Annotated in this window: 18 protein-coding genes and 1 tRNA gene; 9 read left to right on the top strand and 10 right to left on the bottom strand. The window is 66.4% G+C overall.

Translation table 11 applies throughout. The features are described from left to right. Positions 1-155: 155 nt before the first annotated feature. Positions 156-231 (bottom strand) — tRNA-Ala (locus tag AC0J5K_RS14395). A gap of 98 nt (positions 232-329) precedes the next feature. Beyond that, positions 330-653 carry a TIGR02300 family protein gene (locus AC0J5K_RS14390; protein WP_074839647.1) on the bottom strand — a complete coding sequence of 108 codons (324 nt, stop codon included), beginning with the start codon at positions 651-653 and terminating at the stop codon, positions 330-332. Between the two features lie 116 nt (positions 654-769). Here AC0J5K_RS14390 and AC0J5K_RS14385 point away from each other — a divergent pair, with 116 nt between their 5' ends. After that, on the top strand, positions 770-1,459 hold the full coding sequence (locus AC0J5K_RS14385; protein ID WP_074839649.1) for a M48 family metallopeptidase: 690 nt from the start codon (positions 770-772) through the stop codon (positions 1,457-1,459). Between the two features lie 41 nt (positions 1,460-1,500). Continuing rightward, positions 1,501-2,148, top strand: coding sequence for a GntR family transcriptional regulator (locus AC0J5K_RS14380; RefSeq protein WP_048533000.1), 648 nt, complete (start codon positions 1,501-1,503; stop codon positions 2,146-2,148). Positions 2,149-2,233: 85 nt separating this feature from the next. On the opposite strand, the gene AC0J5K_RS14375 is transcribed toward AC0J5K_RS14380, so the two are convergent. The 4 genes from AC0J5K_RS14375 to AC0J5K_RS14360 all read right to left on the bottom strand — a co-directional run bounded on the left by AC0J5K_RS14375 (position 2,234) and on the right by AC0J5K_RS14360 (position 5,581). Beyond that, positions 2,234-3,199, bottom strand: a complete 966-nt coding sequence (locus AC0J5K_RS14375; RefSeq protein ID WP_274565402.1) for an acetyl-CoA carboxylase carboxyltransferase subunit alpha — start codon at positions 3,197-3,199, stop codon at positions 2,234-2,236. 67 nt (positions 3,200-3,266) lie between these two features. Further along, the gene (locus AC0J5K_RS14370; protein ID WP_048532998.1) at positions 3,267-3,863 is read right to left on the bottom strand and encodes a LysE family translocator; all 597 of its coding nucleotides are present in this window, start codon (positions 3,861-3,863) and stop codon (positions 3,267-3,269) included. Positions 3,864-3,926: 63 nt separating this feature from the next. Further along, positions 3,927-4,553 carry a hypothetical protein gene (locus AC0J5K_RS14365; protein WP_074839652.1) on the bottom strand — a complete coding sequence of 209 codons (627 nt, stop codon included), beginning with the start codon at positions 4,551-4,553 and terminating at the stop codon, positions 3,927-3,929. Positions 4,554-4,621: 68 nt separating this feature from the next. Beyond that, entirely contained in the window at positions 4,622-5,581 is a 960-nt protein-coding gene (locus AC0J5K_RS14360; RefSeq protein ID WP_074839655.1) for an L-malyl-CoA/beta-methylmalyl-CoA lyase, read from the bottom strand. 331 nt (positions 5,582-5,912) lie between these two features. Between AC0J5K_RS14360 and dgcN the strand changes: the two genes are divergently transcribed. The 6 genes from dgcN to AC0J5K_RS14330 all read left to right on the top strand — a co-directional run bounded on the left by dgcN (position 5,913) and on the right by AC0J5K_RS14330 (position 11,172). Beyond that, positions 5,913-6,914, top strand: coding sequence for an N-acetyltransferase DgcN (gene dgcN / locus AC0J5K_RS14355; protein WP_274565401.1), 1,002 nt, complete (start codon positions 5,913-5,915; stop codon positions 6,912-6,914). 69 nt (positions 6,915-6,983) lie between these two features. After that, positions 6,984-7,946, top strand: a complete 963-nt coding sequence (dgcA, locus tag AC0J5K_RS14350) for an N-acetyl-D-Glu racemase DgcA (RefSeq protein WP_274565400.1) — start codon at positions 6,984-6,986, stop codon at positions 7,944-7,946. Positions 7,947-7,968: 22 nt separating this feature from the next. Continuing rightward, positions 7,969-8,832 (top strand): D-amino-acid transaminase, encoded by an 864-nt coding sequence (locus tag AC0J5K_RS14345; RefSeq protein WP_048532994.1) that lies wholly within the window; start codon positions 7,969-7,971, stop codon positions 8,830-8,832. Positions 8,833-9,242: 410 nt separating this feature from the next. Continuing rightward, positions 9,243-9,449 (top strand): hypothetical protein, encoded by a 207-nt coding sequence (locus AC0J5K_RS14340; protein ID WP_048532993.1) that lies wholly within the window; start codon positions 9,243-9,245, stop codon positions 9,447-9,449. Positions 9,450-9,585: 136 nt separating this feature from the next. After that, a complete protein-coding gene (locus AC0J5K_RS14335; RefSeq protein ID WP_274565399.1) occupies positions 9,586-10,182 on the top strand; it encodes a TetR/AcrR family transcriptional regulator in 597 nt (198 codons plus the stop codon). Between the two features lie 12 nt (positions 10,183-10,194). Then, positions 10,195-11,172 carry a zinc-binding dehydrogenase gene (locus tag AC0J5K_RS14330; protein ID WP_274565398.1) on the top strand — a complete coding sequence of 326 codons (978 nt, stop codon included), beginning with the start codon at positions 10,195-10,197 and terminating at the stop codon, positions 11,170-11,172. A gap of 50 nt (positions 11,173-11,222) precedes the next feature. On the opposite strand, the gene AC0J5K_RS14325 is transcribed toward AC0J5K_RS14330, so the two are convergent. Together AC0J5K_RS14325 and AC0J5K_RS14320 are read right to left on the bottom strand one after the other, a co-directional pair. Continuing rightward, on the bottom strand, positions 11,223-11,534 hold the full coding sequence (locus AC0J5K_RS14325) for a DUF1244 domain-containing protein (protein ID WP_274565397.1): 312 nt from the start codon (positions 11,532-11,534) through the stop codon (positions 11,223-11,225). Positions 11,535-11,593: 59 nt separating this feature from the next. After that, positions 11,594-12,181 (bottom strand): transglycosylase SLT domain-containing protein, encoded by a 588-nt coding sequence (locus AC0J5K_RS14320; RefSeq protein ID WP_274565396.1) that lies wholly within the window; start codon positions 12,179-12,181, stop codon positions 11,594-11,596. A 227-nt stretch (positions 12,182-12,408) separates the two neighbouring features. Here AC0J5K_RS14320 and hspQ point away from each other — a divergent pair, with 227 nt between their 5' ends. Next, positions 12,409-12,735, top strand: coding sequence for a heat shock protein HspQ (hspQ, locus tag AC0J5K_RS14315; RefSeq protein ID WP_048532986.1), 327 nt, complete (start codon positions 12,409-12,411; stop codon positions 12,733-12,735). Between the two features lie 76 nt (positions 12,736-12,811). On the opposite strand, the gene AC0J5K_RS14310 is transcribed toward hspQ, so the two are convergent. Continuing rightward, a complete protein-coding gene (locus AC0J5K_RS14310) occupies positions 12,812-14,389 on the bottom strand; it encodes a gamma-glutamyltransferase family protein (RefSeq protein ID WP_274565395.1) in 1,578 nt (525 codons plus the stop codon). A gap of 246 nt (positions 14,390-14,635) precedes the next feature. Next, positions 14,636-15,088, bottom strand: a complete 453-nt coding sequence (locus AC0J5K_RS14305) for an ATP-binding protein (protein WP_083416174.1) — start codon at positions 15,086-15,088, stop codon at positions 14,636-14,638. Between the last annotated feature and the right edge of the window lie 12 nt (positions 15,089-15,100).

Here is a 15,100-nt window from a genome sequence, read left to right as displayed (position 1 = left end):
GGTTTTGCTGCCCAGTGGCGCGGCGGGCATCGGCCCGGCGCGCGCCGCAACCACCTCCTGGCCTGAGCTTCGACAGGTCGGCCGGAACAGTGGCCGGAAACGCAAAAGACCGGGCCGGGCCCCGGTCTTTTCTGCACGCCGATGCTGGCGGGATTTGGTGGAGCCTAGGGGAGTCGAACCCCTGACCTCTACAATGCCATTGTAGCGCTCTCCCAACTGAGCTAAGGCCCCTTGCCGATGACGCATCGTCCGTCCTCGTGACGGGCGTATTAGGCAAAGGCGCAGGGAGGTTCAAGCGAAAATCTTCCCCCCTGGGCCACTTTTTTCGATCAGGAGTCGTCGTCTTCCGATGCGACGTCCGCGATCTCTTCGAGCGGCACGTTGTCATCGTCATCCTCGTCCTCGAGAATGTCGTCGCCGAGGTCGACATCGACTTCCGCATCCTCGTCGTCCAGCACGACCTCGTCATTGGTCTTGGCTTTCTTGGCCGAAGCGGCATCTTCCGCGTCGGCTTCGATCATGCGGTTCTTGGACTGGTCGAATTCCAGCACTTCGCCCGTATAGGGGCTGACGATCGGGTTGGCGTTCAGGTCATAGAATCGCTTGCCGGTGGTCGGGCAAAGGCGTTTCGTTCCCCATTCTTCCTTGGGCATCTGGGTCCCTCTTACACTTTCAGTCTTGCGGGCAATTGCGGTCCCCTGCCATAAGACCAGTGCCCGTGTCAAAGCCTTTGGCAAAAGGCACCGGATCGGCAGTTCAAGGACCCCATATGGGCCAACATTCGCTTCCCGGCAACCCCCCGGTGCCGCTACAGATGCGCACATCGGCGCGGGCGCGCCGGATCACCCTCAGGATCTCGTCGCTCGACGGCACCGTGACATTGACCCGCCCGCGCGGCGTGTCGGAACGCGCGGCGCTGGACTTTGCCCGCGACAAGGAAGCCTGGCTGCGCGGACATCTGGCAAATCAGGAGGACGCGGTATCGGTGGGCCTCGGCGTCCGATTGCCGATCGAGGGTCTGGCGCGGCGGGTGGAGGCCGGGCAGGGGCGGCGGGTGCGGCTCGACGGCGACCGGGTGCTGGTGCCAGGGCCGGAAGAGCGGGTCGCGGCGCGGCTGCTGGGGTTTCTCAAGACCCATGCCCGCAGCCGGCTGGCCGAAGCCTCGGACCGATATTCCGCCCGTCTCGGGCGCGGCTATGCGCGGCTCACCCTGCGCGACACCCGCTCGCGTTGGGGCAGCTGCACGGCGGATGGCGGGCTGATGTATTCCTGGCGGCTGATCCTCGCCCCGCCCGAGGTGCTGGAATATGTCGCCGCACATGAGGTGGCGCATTTGCAGGAAATGAACCATTCCGCCGCTTTCTGGGCGCTGGTGACGCAGCTTTACGGGCCCTATCAGGCGCAACGCCGGTGGCTGCACCGGGAAGGCGCGGCGCTTCACCGCATCCGGTTCACGTAAAGCCTGTTGCGGACGGCGAGATTTGTGATCACAGTTGCGCCATGTTGATCAACCCCAAGCCCGACAGCGCGGTGTCGACCCATGACAAGGTCTATCGCGGGCTGCGCTCGCAGATCATGTATGGCGAGATTGCCCCCGGCGCGGCGCTCACCCTGCGCGGTATCGGCGCCGAATACGGCGTCTCGATGACCCCGGCCCGCGAGGCGGTGCGACGGCTGGTGGCCGAAGGCGCGCTGTCGCTGTCGTCGTCGGGCCGGGTGGCCACGCCCGAGCTGTCGAACGACCGCATCGAGGAGCTGGCGGCGCTGCGCTCGCTGATCGAGGTGGAGCTGGCCAGCCGGGCGCTGCCGCGGGCGCATATCGCGCTGATCGAGCGGCTGCACAGTATCAACCTGACAATTGCCGATGTGATCTCGAACCGCGATGCGGTGGGTTACATCCGCGCCAACCTCGAGTTCCACCGCACCCTCTACCTGCGCGCCCAGGCGCCGGCGATGCTGGCGATGGCGGAAACCGTCTGGCTGCAACTGGGGCCGACGATGCGGGCGCTCTACGGCCGGCTGCGGCGCACCGAGGCGCCGCATTTCCACCGGCTGATCATCGCCGCGCTCAAGGCCGGTGACGAACCCGGCCTGCGCCTCGCGGTGCGTTCCGACGTCACCCAGGGGCTGAGGATGCTAGCCAACTGAGCCCGGCACCCCCTGCTTCCTCTTGCCGAAAATACCCTCGGGGGGGTCGCCCCTGGCGACGGGGGCAGAGCCCCCAAATCCGCCCTCAGGCCGCCAGTCCCTTCGATCCAAGGTCGAGGAACTTCTGCCGCCGTTCCTTGCACAGGGTCTCGCCGTCCTTCTCCGACAGGTCGGCCAGCATCTGCTCGATCGCCCGGCCCACGGTCTTGATCGTGCCGGTGCGGTCACGCTGGGCGCCGCCCATCGGTTCGGGGATGATCCGGTCGCAGACCCCCAGCTTGTAGAGATCCTCCGCCGTCAGCCGCAGCGCCTGCGCCGCTTCGCGCATCTTCTCGGCATCTTTCCACAGGATCGAGGCGCAGCCCTCGGGCGAGATCACCGAATAGACCGAATGTTCCAGCATCGCCACGCGGTTGGCCGTGGCAAAGGCCACGGCCCCGCCCGAGCCGCCCTCGCCGATGATCACCGAAATCAGCGGCACGCCGACGGACAGGCAGGCCTCGGTCGACCGCGCGATGGCTTCGGACTGGCCGCGTTCCTCGGCGCCCTTGCCGGGATAGGCGCCGGCGGTGTCGACCAGGGTGATCACCGGGAGACCGAAACGGTCCGCCATGTCCAGCAGCCGCGCCGCCTTGCGATAGCCCTCGGGCCGGGCCATGCCGAAGTTGCGGTCGAGCCGCGACTGGGTGTCATGGCCCTTTTCATGGCCGATCACCATCACCGGCCGGTCATTGATCCGCGCCAGCCCGCCCATCACCGCCAGATCCTCGCCGAACTGCCGGTCGCCGGCCAGCGGGGTGAATTCGGTAAAGAGCGCCTCGATGTAATCCTTGCAATGCGGCCGCTGCGGATGCCGCGCCACCTGGCATTTGCGCCAGGGTGTCAGCTCGCGGTAGAGGTCCTTGAGCATCGCCGAGGCCTTGCGGTCGAGCGCATTGGCCTCTTCGTCCACATCCATCGGATCGTCGCTCTGCCGGGCAATGGCCCGCAGCTCCTCTGCCTTGCCCTCGATCTCGGCCAGCGGTTTCTCAAAATCGAGATAATGCGCCATGCGACAACTCCTTTTCTTCACCGGGTATATGGCGCGATGTGCAGCCGGATGCAATCTTTGGCGTGTCTCAGCCCGGCAGAAGCGCCGGCACCAGCGACGCCAGCAGCAAAACTGCCATCGCCCGGTTGAACAGCCGCAACTGGCCCGGCGCGCGCAACAGCCGGCGCAGCTGCCGGCCGAGTGTCGTCCAGACCGTGGTAGAGAGCACGCCGGCGGCCACATAGGTGCCCACCACCCAGAGCAGCGACGCCAGATCGCGGCTGGCGGCATAAAGCGTGATCGCCCCCAGCGCCATGGTCCAGGCCTTGGGATTGATCCACTGGAAACCGGCCGATTGCAGAAAGGTCAGCGGCCGTCCCTGCTGCCGTGCCTCGGCGGGCGGGCTGGCATGGGCGATCTTCCACGCCAGCCAGATCATGTAGGCAACCGAGGCGGCCAGCAGCACGTCATGCAGTGCCGGCCAGCGGTCGAACAGCCGCAGCGCGCCCAGCCCGACCAGAAAGATCATCGCCGGAAAGCCGAGAATGATTCCCAGCATATGCGGCAGCGACCGGTGCAGGCCGAAATTGGCGCCCGAGGCCAGCAACATCAGGTTGTTGGGCCCGGGGGTCAACGTGCCGACAAGAGCAAAGACCGCCAGCGCGGAAAAGAGATCAAAGGTCATGCCGCAGGGATACCCGCCTTCGCTGCGGCGGGAAACGGCAATTGTTGCGTGCCGTCCTCGGGATTACGCAAGGTCCAGCGCGCAGCGCAGTGCCAGTTCCGGCGCCGCCAGCACATCCGGCCCGAGACCGCCGAGAAGATGCGCCGCATCGGCCATCGAGGCCTGCGCCAGCACGACAGTGCGGAAATCCGGCCGCACCTGCACCGCCTCGAGCGCCGCCGCCGCGACGGCGGCGCAGAAATTGGCCACTTGCCCGGCCTCGAACAGCGGCCAGAATTCTTCGACCACCAGGGTCGTGACCGGCGGGGCGCGGCCCGTCTCTTCGAGGCAGGATTGCAGCAGGGCCCGGCTGGGGCCAGCGGCGCTACCGAGCGCACAGACCAGCAGGATCGGCCCGTCGGATTGCGCCGCCGCCGCCATCATCGGCCGGTCGATGCGGATCGCCCCGGCTTCGTCCGCCGCTTCGCCCAGCGAGGTGCAGGTGCAGAGCACCCGGCCCGGCGCGGTCTCGACCGCCTTGCGCATTTCGGCGGCGAGCTGGCGGGTCATGCCGTCGCTGCGCACCCGTGCCAGCCAGTCGGCGCGCACCCTGTGTTCGAGCCGCAGCGGCGGCGCGATCCGGTCGCGCAATCGATCGAAGATCCGGCAATGAAGCTGGGTGGAATGCAAAAGCGTGAGCGGCAGGGTCATGGCAGGGTCCGGGTCGGCAGGGCCCCGGTCAGCGGGGCTCTGCCGTCATGCCGCCAAACCGCTAAGGTTCAGTTACCGGCGATCATCTCAGATTGCCGCACGATCACCTCGGCCTGTTTGATCGAGGCGATATCGACCAGCCGCCCCTTGTAGACGGTGGCGCCTTCGCCCTTGGCCTTGGCCTCTTCCATGGCGCTCAGGATCTCGCGCGCCTCGGTCACCGCCTTGTCCGAGGGGGTAAAGACCTCGTTGGCCAGCGCCACCTGTTTCGGGTGGATTGCCCATTTGCCGACCATGCCCAGCGTGGCCGAGCGCAGCGCCTGCGCGCGAAAGCCCTCGTCATCCGAGAAATCGCCGAACGGCCCGTCGACCGGCAACACGCCATGGGTGCGACAGGCGGCGACGATGGCGGCCTGGGCCCAGTGCCAGGGGTCCGACCAGTGTTTCTGGCCTTCGTGGATCATGTAATAGTTTTCCTGGGTGCCGCCGATGCCGGTGGTGGCCATGCCCATGGAGGCGGCGAAATCGGCGGCGCCGAGGCTCATCGCCTCGAGCCGGGGCGAGGCGGCGGCGATCTCCTCGACATGGGCGATGCCGGCGGCGCTTTCGATGATCACCTCGAAGGCGATCTTCTTCTGCCGGGACTTGGCCGCCTCGACCGCCGTCACCAGCGCATCGACGGCATAGAGATCGCCGGCGCAACCAACCTTGGGGATCATGATCTGGTCAAGCCGCTCGCCGGCCTGTTCCAGCAGGTCGACGACATCGCGATACCACCAAGGTGTGTCGAGCCCGTTGATCCGCACCGACAGTGTCTTGTTGCCCCAGTCGATATCGTTGATCGCCTCGATGATATTGCCGCGTGCGCTGTCCTTGTCCGACGGCGCGACCGAATCCTCGAGATCGAGGTTGATCACATCTGCCGCCGAGCCCGCCATCTTTTCAAAGATCGCCGGGCGAGAGCCGGGGCCGAAGAGCTGGCAGCGATTTGGGCGGGCCGGGGGCTGGGGCTGGATACGGAAGGACATGTCGCGCCTCTCGGTAAGGAAATTACGTGATTTTTGCGCTCAGCGATATTAAATTGCGCTGCGCCATGCAAGTGTATTTTGCAGTCGCAGCATTCCTGCGCCTGGCCGACTGGTGTTGCCACGCCGCTGGACGGCCTGCCAAGGTATCGGCAGGCTGCCAAGGCGGGTTTCTGCGTGGTGGCCCAGCTAGGCGCACGATTATTCGGAATTTGGGAAGAGTTTTCGCGTTATCTTGCAAAGAACTGTCGAAAGACACACGAATTCAGGAGGCACTGATGACGATTCCGCGCTATATCTCTCGCCGAACAAGACGACTCAGGAGGCCTTCGCCGTGATCAAGACGCCCTATCTGCTGTTTCTCGGTGACGCGCCCGATGCTCTGGCGGCCAAGGTGGCGCAGGGGATCAAGGACTGGCGGCCCGAGAATGCCGTGGGCCAGTTCCGCATGGAAGGCTGCAAGGCCGACCTGGGACTGCCCGACATGGGGCTGGCCGAGGCCCGCGCCGCCGGTGCACAGACGCTGGTGATCGGTGTTGCCAACCGGGGCGGCGTGATCAGCCCGGCGTGGAAAAAGGTGCTGGTGGCGGCGCTGGAAGAGGGCTTCGACCTGGCCTCGGGCTTGCACAACCTGCTGCGCGACGAAGCGGATCTGGCGGCGGTGGCCAAGGCCTGCGGCCGCGAACTGCACGATGTGCGGGTGCCCGATGTGGACTATCCGATCGCCAATGGCGTCAAGCGCAGCGGCAAGCGGGTGCTGGCGGTGGGCACCGATTGCTCGGTCGGCAAGATGTACACCGGGCTGGCGCTGGACCGTTCAATGAAGGCGGCGGGCCGCAAGAGCACGTTCCGCCCCACCGGGCAGACCGGTATCCTGATCACCGGCGAGGGCATCCCGCTTGACGCGGTGGTGGCGGATTTCATGGCCGGTGCGGTGGAATGGCTGACGCCCGACAATGACGCTGATCACTGGGATATCATCGAGGGGCAGGGCAGCCTGTTCCACGTGTCGTTTTCCGGGGTGACGCTGGCGCTGATCCATGGCGGCCAGCCCGATGCGCTGATCCTCAGCCACGAGCCGACGCGCAGTCACATGCGCGGATTACCGGATTATCCTCTGCCGTCGCTCGAGGCGCTGCGCGACATGGCGCTGCCGCTGGCCCGGGTGGCCAACCCGGATTGCCGGATCGTGGGGATTTCGGTCAACACCGCCGCGATGTCCGAGGATGAGGCGCTGGCCTGCCTGTCGGAAATCGAGGCGCGCATGGGGCTTCCCACGGTCGATCCGTTCCGTCAGGGTGCCGAACGTCTGGCCGAGGCGCTGGACGCGCTCTGAGCCCCGGGCCGCGAAGCCCCGAAGCGCGACGGCGTGGCGAATTATTGGAAAGCGAAGAAGGAGCGGGATGTGATCGAAACGCGCCGCGATACCTTCCGTCTGGCGGAAGTCTTTACCATTTCGCGCGGCTCGCGCAGCGAGGCGCAGGTGCTCACCGTGTCCGTCACCCGCGCGGGGGCGACCGGCCGGGGCGAATGTGTGCCCTATGCCCGCTACGACGAAACGCTGGACTCGGTGGCGGCGCAGATTGCCGGGCTGCCCGAGGCGATCACCCGCGCCGAGCTGCAAGAAGCGCTGCCGGCCGGCGCGGCGCGCAATGCGGTGGATTCCGCGCTCTGGGATCTGGAGGCGAAACGCAGCGGGCGGCGGGTCTGGGAGCTGGCCGGACTGCCGGCGCCGGGGCCCGAGATCACCGCTTTTACCCTGTCGCTCGACACGCCAGAGAAGATGCGGGCGCAGGCCACCAAACATGCGCATCGGCCGCTGCTCAAGATCAAGCTGGGCACCCCGGATGACATGCCCCGGCTCGAGGCGGTGCGCGCAGGCGCGCCGGATGCGCGGATCATCGTCGATGCCAACGAGGGCTGGAGCGCCGAGGTCTATGCCGATCTGGCGCCGCATCTGCGGCGGCTGGGCGTGGCACTGGTGGAGCAGCCGCTGCCCGCCGGCGAGGACGAGGCGCTGCGCGGGCTGGAGCGGCTGGTGCCGATCTGTGCCGACGAGAGCTGCCATGACCGGGCCTCGCTGGCCGGACTGGCGGGCAAATACGACATGGTCAACATCAAGCTCGACAAGACCGGCGGTCTGACAGAGGCGCTGGCGCTGCGCGATGCGGCCCGGGCGGCGGGCCATGACATCATGGTGGGCTGCATGGTCGGCTCCTCGCTGGCGATGGCGCCCGCCGTGCTGGTGGCCCAGGGCGCGGCAGTGACCGATCTTGACGGGCCGCTGCTTCTGGCCGAAGACCGCGCCGCACCGCTGCATTTCGATGAAAGGGGTGTGCACCCCTCTGACCCGGCCCTCTGGGGCTGACCGCTGACAGGAGAGACAGCCCATGGCCCGCACCGTCTATCTCAACGGAGACTATCTGCCCGAGGACGAGGCCCGGGTCTCGATCTTTGATCGCGGCTTCCTGATGGCCGATGGCGTCTATGAGGTGACCTCGGTGCTGGGCGGCAAGCTGGTGGATTTTCCCGGCCATGCCCGGCGGCTGACCCGCTCGCTCGAGGCGCTGGACATGGCGGTGCCGCTCACCGAGGCGGCGCTGCTGGAAATTCACCGCGAGCTGGTGGCGCGCAACGCGCTCGACGACGGGCTGATCTATCTGCAAGTCACCCGGGGGGCACCGGGCGACCGCGACTTCATCTTTCCGGATCCCGAAACCACGCCGCTGACCGTGGTGCTCTTTACCCAGGCCAAGCCGAACCTGGCCGAGAGCGCCGAGGCCGAGCGGGGGCTCAAGGTGATCTCGATCGACGACATCCGCTGGGGCCGGCGTGACATCAAGACGGTGCAGCTGCTCTATCCCTCGATGGGCAAGATGATGGCCAAGGCCGCCGGCGCCGATGACGCCTGGATGGTCGAGCAGGGCCTGGTGACCGAAGGCACCTCGAACAACGCCTATATCGTCAAGGACGGGCGGATCATCACCCGGGCGCTGTCGAACGACATCCTGCACGGCATCACCCGCGCCGCCGTGCTGCGCTTTGCCGAAGAGGCGCAGATGAAGGTCGAAGAGCGCAGTTTCAGCATCGACGAGGCGCAGGCGGCGGAAGAGGCTTTCATCACCTCGGCCTCGAGCTTTGTCACCCCGGTGGTGCAGATTGACGGCGTGGCGCTGGGCGCGGGGGCGCCGGGCCCGGTGGCGAAACGGTTGCGCCAGATCTACATCGAGGAAAGTCGCAAGGCCGCCCTCTGAGTCCAGCTGCGGCACCGCGGCAACAGGTGGCAAGGATCGGCCGAGGCGGGACGCAAAAGCCACGCTTTCCTGCCGATATCTGCCGCTCACAGGCTTGGCACTTGAGGCCGCGCATGCGGCGTGGTGTCTGTGGCAAAGCGAGGCCGGAGCGATGCGTCCGGGCTGCATCAGGGGCGCCGCCGCCCGGTTTTTCCGGCGCGGTCATGGCAGCTCTCACTGCTTGGTGAGCGCTGCGTCTGGCCGAGGGCCGAGGGCCTGCCAGCCCGATCCCTGGCGATGTGCCCGGAGCCGACCCTGACGCCGCGTGACCGGATTGTGAGGGTAATTGGGGGGCAATTATGCTGGAAGGCTTGATCGTTTTGGCCGCGGCTCTGTGTGGAGCTTTGGCGGGCGTTGCTCTCGGATGGCGGTTGCGCTCCGCGCTGATGGTGCGGCCGCCGCATGTGGCCGAGATCGAGGCGCTGCGGGCCGAGTTGCGCACCGCCATCGGCCTTCAGGCCGACAAGGACGCGCGTATTGCCACTTTGGAGGCCGACCTCGAGGCCGAGCGCACCGGCTATGTCCGCTTCGAGCAGGAACGCCGCGGCAGCCAATTGGCCAGGCGCCAGTTCGGTTGAGGCCACCCCGTCTTGCCCGTTTTTCCAATCGCGCCCTCCGGGGCGCGATTGTCGTTTGCGGGGTCGTGGATTGGCGTGGCACACAAGCGCGTGAGGAATGCTAGACGACCGGTCTATTATTTCTTAGGTCACCGGCATGACAGAGCACAGCAAATCCGATCTCAAACGGCTGCACATCCTTGAAACCGGCCGCGCCCTGGTGGTCCGGCACGGTTTCGGCGGGGTCGGCATCGCCCGCATCCTCAAGGAATGCGGCATCCCCAAGGGGTCGTTCTACTACTACTTCGAGTCCAAGGAGGATTTCGGCAAGGCGCTGCTCGACCATTATGTCGAAACCTATCTGGCGCGCTTCGATACGCTGATCGCTGGCCCCGGAGCGGCGCGCGACAAGCTCGATCGCTTCTGGCAGGCCTGGCTGGCGCAGGCCGGGGCCGAGGGCATTGCCAGCCAATGCCTTGTCGTCAAGCTGGGGGCCGAGGTGGCCGACCTGTCCGACGACATGCGGCTGATCCTCGACACCGGCATATCAGAGCTGGTGGGACGCATTGCCGACCTGCTGCGGGCCGGGGCCGAAGATGGCTCGATCCGCCGGTTCGATGCCCCCGAGGCCGTGGCCCGGATGCTCTATGCGAAATGGCTGGGGGCCGCCATTCTCGCCAAGCTCGCCCGCTCTCAGGCGCCGCTGCAACAGGCGCTTGCAGAGACGACAGACCAACTCTCACGCACATCCTGAAGGAAAATTGCAATGAAAGCTGCCACGCACGATACATTCGGCGAGCCCGTCGAGGTGCTTGCATCCACCGAGGTGGAAAAACCCGCACCAGCGGCGGGTGAGGTTCTGGTCAAGATGACCTTCTCGCCGATCCACAACCACGATCTCTGGACGGTGCATGGCAGTTACGGCTACAAGCCCGAGCTGCCCGGCGCCATCGGCGGATCGGAAGCGCTGGGCACCATCGCCGAGGTCGGCGACGGCGTCGAGGCCGCGCTTGTCGGCCAGCGGGTGGCCGTTGCCGGTGTCCACGGCAGCTGGGCCGAGTATTTCACCGCCCCGGCCGGCGGCGTGCTTCCGCTGCCCGAGGCGATCAGCGACGCCGACGGCGCGCAGCTCATTGCCATGCCGTTCAGCGCGCTGTCGCTTCTCGAATCGCTGAAAGCCAAGGAAGGCGATTGGATCATCCAGACCGCAGCCAACGGCGCGGTCGGCAAGATCATGGTGGCGCTGGCGAAATCCCGCGGCATCCACCTGCTGAATCTGGTGCGCCGGCCCGAGGCGGCGGCGGAGCTCGAGGCGCTGGGCGCCGAGCACGTGCTTTCGACTTCGGACGAGGGCTGGCAGGACAGGGCCGCGGCGCTGGTGGGCGACCGGGCGGTTTCGGCCATCGATTCGGTGGGCGGAGAGGTCTCGGCCGCGCTGGTCGACCTGCTGGCATCGGATGGCGAGCTGGTGATATTTGGCACCGCGACCGGCGCGCAGATGCCGCTGTCGTCCGGGGCGCTGATCATGAAGCAGATCACCGTGCGCGGCTTCTGGGGGTCGCGGGTCAGCGCCGAGATGGCGCCGGAAGAGCGCAAGCGGCTGATCACCGAGCTTGTGACCCTGGCCGCACAGGGGGCGCTGCGGCTCGACGTCGGCGGCACTTACGGGCTCGACGACGTGAGCGAAGCGGTCACGGCGGCCCGGACCCCGGGCCGATCCGGCAAGATCTTGCTGCACGGCTGAGTGCTGCGCCCCTCCCCGCCGATCCGCCGGCAGGGGAGGGGGCTCAGGGCTCAGCCCTTGTCGACGTTCTCGGCAAAGGCGGTCTTGAAGGCCTCGCGCTGATCGTCGCTGGCCTCGGACTGATGGGCGGCTCTCCAGTCGGAATAGGGCATGCCGTAAAAGATTTCGCGCGCCTCTTCCTTGTCCATCTCGATGCCGCGTTCGTTGGCGGCCTCCTGATACCAGCGCGACAGGCAGTTGCGACAGAACCCGGCCAGGTTCATCAGGTCGATGTTCTGCACGTCGGTGCGCTTGTCCATCAGATGCGCGCGCAGGGTGCGAAAGGCGGCGGCTTCAAGCTCGATACGGGTCTGGTCGTCCATGGTGCGGGTCTCCCTTGGGTTCGGGATGAATATGGGGGGCTGCGGTGCGCGGGAAAAGGTCAGCGGGCGTGGCGACACCGGGCCAGCTGCACCTGATAGGTGATCGACCGGGTGCCGACCTCATCGGCGACACGCAGCAGCCAGGCCTTGCTGTTGTAGGACTGGCGGGCAAACCCAGTGTGGCCTTCGTGATAGGCCAGATACTGGTTGCGCGCATCCACCAGCGACACGCCGTTGCGGGCGCGGGTCTTGTTCATGTACCAGCCCATGAAATCGGTGGCATCGTTGATCCGGTCGCGCTTGGCACGACGATTGCCGGTTTCTTCGCGGTATTCGTCCCAGGTGGCGTCGAGCGCCTGGGAATAGCCGAAGGCCGAACTTTGCCGGCCCATCGGGATCACCCCCAGCGTGTAGCGCAGCGGCGTGCGGGCATTACCGACGAATTTGCTCTCCTGGTAGATCGTGGCCATCTGCACATGCACCGGGACACCCCAGCGCCGCTCCGTGGCGCGGAAGGCCCGGAAATATTTCGGGCGCTCCTCAAGAATTGCACAGGCGTCATCGAGATTGCGCGGCGCCGATTGATTGCCGCCGCCACAGGACGCAACGGCGAGCACCATAACCATGGCGCGAAGGACTCTGCTCATTTGCCTCTCGCTCGTGTATTTGGTCTTTTGTTTTGTCGCAGTGTAGCGAAAATCGCCTGACAGGGAAATCACGTTTTCCCGGGCGGCGGGCTTTGAGCGGGCCTGCACCCGGGCCGCTGCCGGGCCACTGTATGACCATGGGTCACAGTTTGTTTCCTTGATTTCCCGGCGGAAAATTGGACATTTCCCCCTTGATGACGCTAACCTGTGGCGGTAGAGGCCCCGGAATGCACACAGCACGCGCAAAATATCATTTGGGACAGGTGGTCCGGCACAAGAAGCACCCGTTTCGCGGCGTGGTCTTCGATGTCGACCCTGAATTCAACAACACCGAGGAATGGTACAACGCCATTCCCGAGGACAGCCGACCCAAGCGCGAACAGCCGTTCTATCACCTGCTCGCCGAGAACGATCAGAGCTTCTACGTGGCTTACGTGTCCGAGCAGAACCTTGTCGCAGATTATTCCGGACGGCCTGTGGATCACCCGGATATCCCCGATCTCTTCGGCGAATTCGAAGATGGATCCTATCCTCTGCACTTCCAGCTGAATTGAGGGGACGGTGGGTTGCAAACCCACCAAAATCGCCCCGTAGGGTGGATTTCCAACCAACCGCCGCCGAACATCCCGCTCAATATCCGATCGCGCAGCCGTCCTTGCGGGCGTCCGAGGCGCCTTCGAGCACGCCGCTGGCATGCATGCGGATCGCCTGCGCCCCGCCGATCGGCTCGGTCGGGGTCACCACATCATGACCCAGCGCCGCCAGCTTTGCCGCCATCTCCGGGCTGTAGCCCCGTTCGAGCTGAAGCCGGCCATCGTCGAAAAAGGCGCGCGGGGCATCCACGGCGGTCTGCAAATCCATGCCGTAGTCGCGCAGGTTTGTGACAAAGCGGGCATGGCCGCAGGACTGGTACTGCCCGCCCATCACGCCGAACGGCATTTCGATGCGCCCGGCCGCGCCCAGCATGCCGGGAATGATGGTGTGCAGCGGGCGCTTGCCCGGGCCGAACTCGTTGGGATGGCCTTCGCGCAGGTTAAAACCGCAGCCGCGGTTGTGCAGCAGCAGGCCGAATTTCGGACTGGCGAGGCCCGACCCGAAACTGTGGAAAATCGAATGAATCAGCGATACCGCCATGCCGTCGCGATCGACCGCGGTGATGTAGATCGTGTCCCGGTGCACCGATTCGGCGATCCGCGACGGCCCCGGCAACGCCCGGCCCGGATCGATCCGCGCGGCCAGCTCGGCGGCCAGCGCCGGGCTGCACATCTGCGCCGTGGCATCCAGAACGTCGGGATCGGCAATCAGCCGGTTGCGGCTGTCATAGGCCAGCTTGCCGGCCTCGGTCTCGAGATGGGTGCGGGCGGCGCCAAACGGGTCCATCGAGGCCAGATCGAACCGCGCGAGAATGTTGAGCAGCAGGATGGCGGTCGCGCCCTGGCCGTTCGGCGGATGTTCGAAAACTTCGGTGGCGCGGTACTGTCCGGTGATCGGCGTGGTCTCTTCGCCCCGGGTGGCGGCGAAATCCCCGGCGCAGTGCCGGCCGCCGACGGCCGCCAGCGCGGCCATCATGTCCTCGGCCACCTCGCCCTGGTAGAAGGCCGGCGCACCATGCCGGGCGATGCGGCGCATCACCTCGGCCTGGCCCGGCGCGCGGAACAGATCGCCCGGTTTCAGCGGTCGCCCGTCCCGGAGGTAGAAGTCGCGCGCCACGCCTTGCAGCCGCGGCGCCTTGTTGGGCCAGTCAAACCCCACGCGATCGGCCACCGGCACGCCCTCTTCGGCATAGCGGATCGCTGGCTGGAGCAATCGGTCGAGGCCTAGGCGGCCATGGCTCTCGGACATTCGGCAAAATGCCTCGACCGCGCCGGGGACGGTGACCGCATCCGCGCTGCCATCGGGGATCGTGTCGTGGCCGGCCGCGCGCAGCCGTGCCGCATCGGCCGCCGCCGGTGCGCGGCCCGAGCCGTTGAAGCCCAGCACGCGCTCCGCCCCTGCCGGTTTGATCAGGGCAAAGCAATCGCCCGCCAGCCCGCACATATGCGGCTCGCAGAGGCTCATCAGCAAGGCGCCGCAGATTGCCGCGTCCATCGCCGTGCCGCCGTCTTTCAGGCAGGCCAGGGCCTCGGCCGCGGCCAGCGGATGCGAGGTGGCGACCATGCCGTTGGTGGCTCGCACCGGCGACCGTCCGGGAAGATGAAAATCGCGCATCTGAACCTCCGTCGTGATGGATCGGAGGCTAGCGTCGCCTGGCGCAGAAGAAAATCGCGATTTCGGAGAAAGGGACCTCGGCGCCGCGCACTGGGTGGGGGCTGTTAACACGCGGCGCCGAGGTGAAGCTATATGCAGCTACCCGTACTGTATCGCGTTCCATTCAGGCGTCGGTGGGATGGGATTGCGGCGGAACTGGGGCAAAGGCGCGAAACGGGCGGTAATTGATTGCAACTGTGCGCAATGTCACACAACCGAAAAGTGAAGTGTCAACTTGCTGCGACCGTCATTGCGTTGATAGTGCAGATCCGAGGTCATCTGGCGGATCAGATGCCAGCCGAATCCTCCCTCGGGCAGCTCCGCCGTCGGGCCCTCCAGGCTGGCGGCGCGGCCTTCCGGCAGGGCCTCGTCCGGGAAGGGCCGGCCGTGATCGGTGATGGTACAGGTCAGGGTTTCCGCGGTCAGTTCCATTTCGAGACCCAGCGGCCCGCCCTCGCGAAACCCATAGCCATGTTCGACCACGTTGTTGAGCGCTTCGGCCAGCACCAGTTCGACCGCGCTGCGCGCCTCGGCCGGGTGGCCCCAGTCCGCCAGTGCCACCATCGCCTCGCCCAGAAGGTTGCGCACGGCCAATCCGCCGGTGCGGGTGTTCAGTGAGATGCGGTGCGCTGTAATGCGGGGCTTGGCAACCGGTTCCAAGGGACGGTGCTC

This window comes from Marinovum sp. E3, from assembly GCF_055755275.1.
The sequence above is the reverse complement of the archived record's forward strand: the minus strand, read 5'-3'. Positions and strand labels throughout refer to the sequence as shown.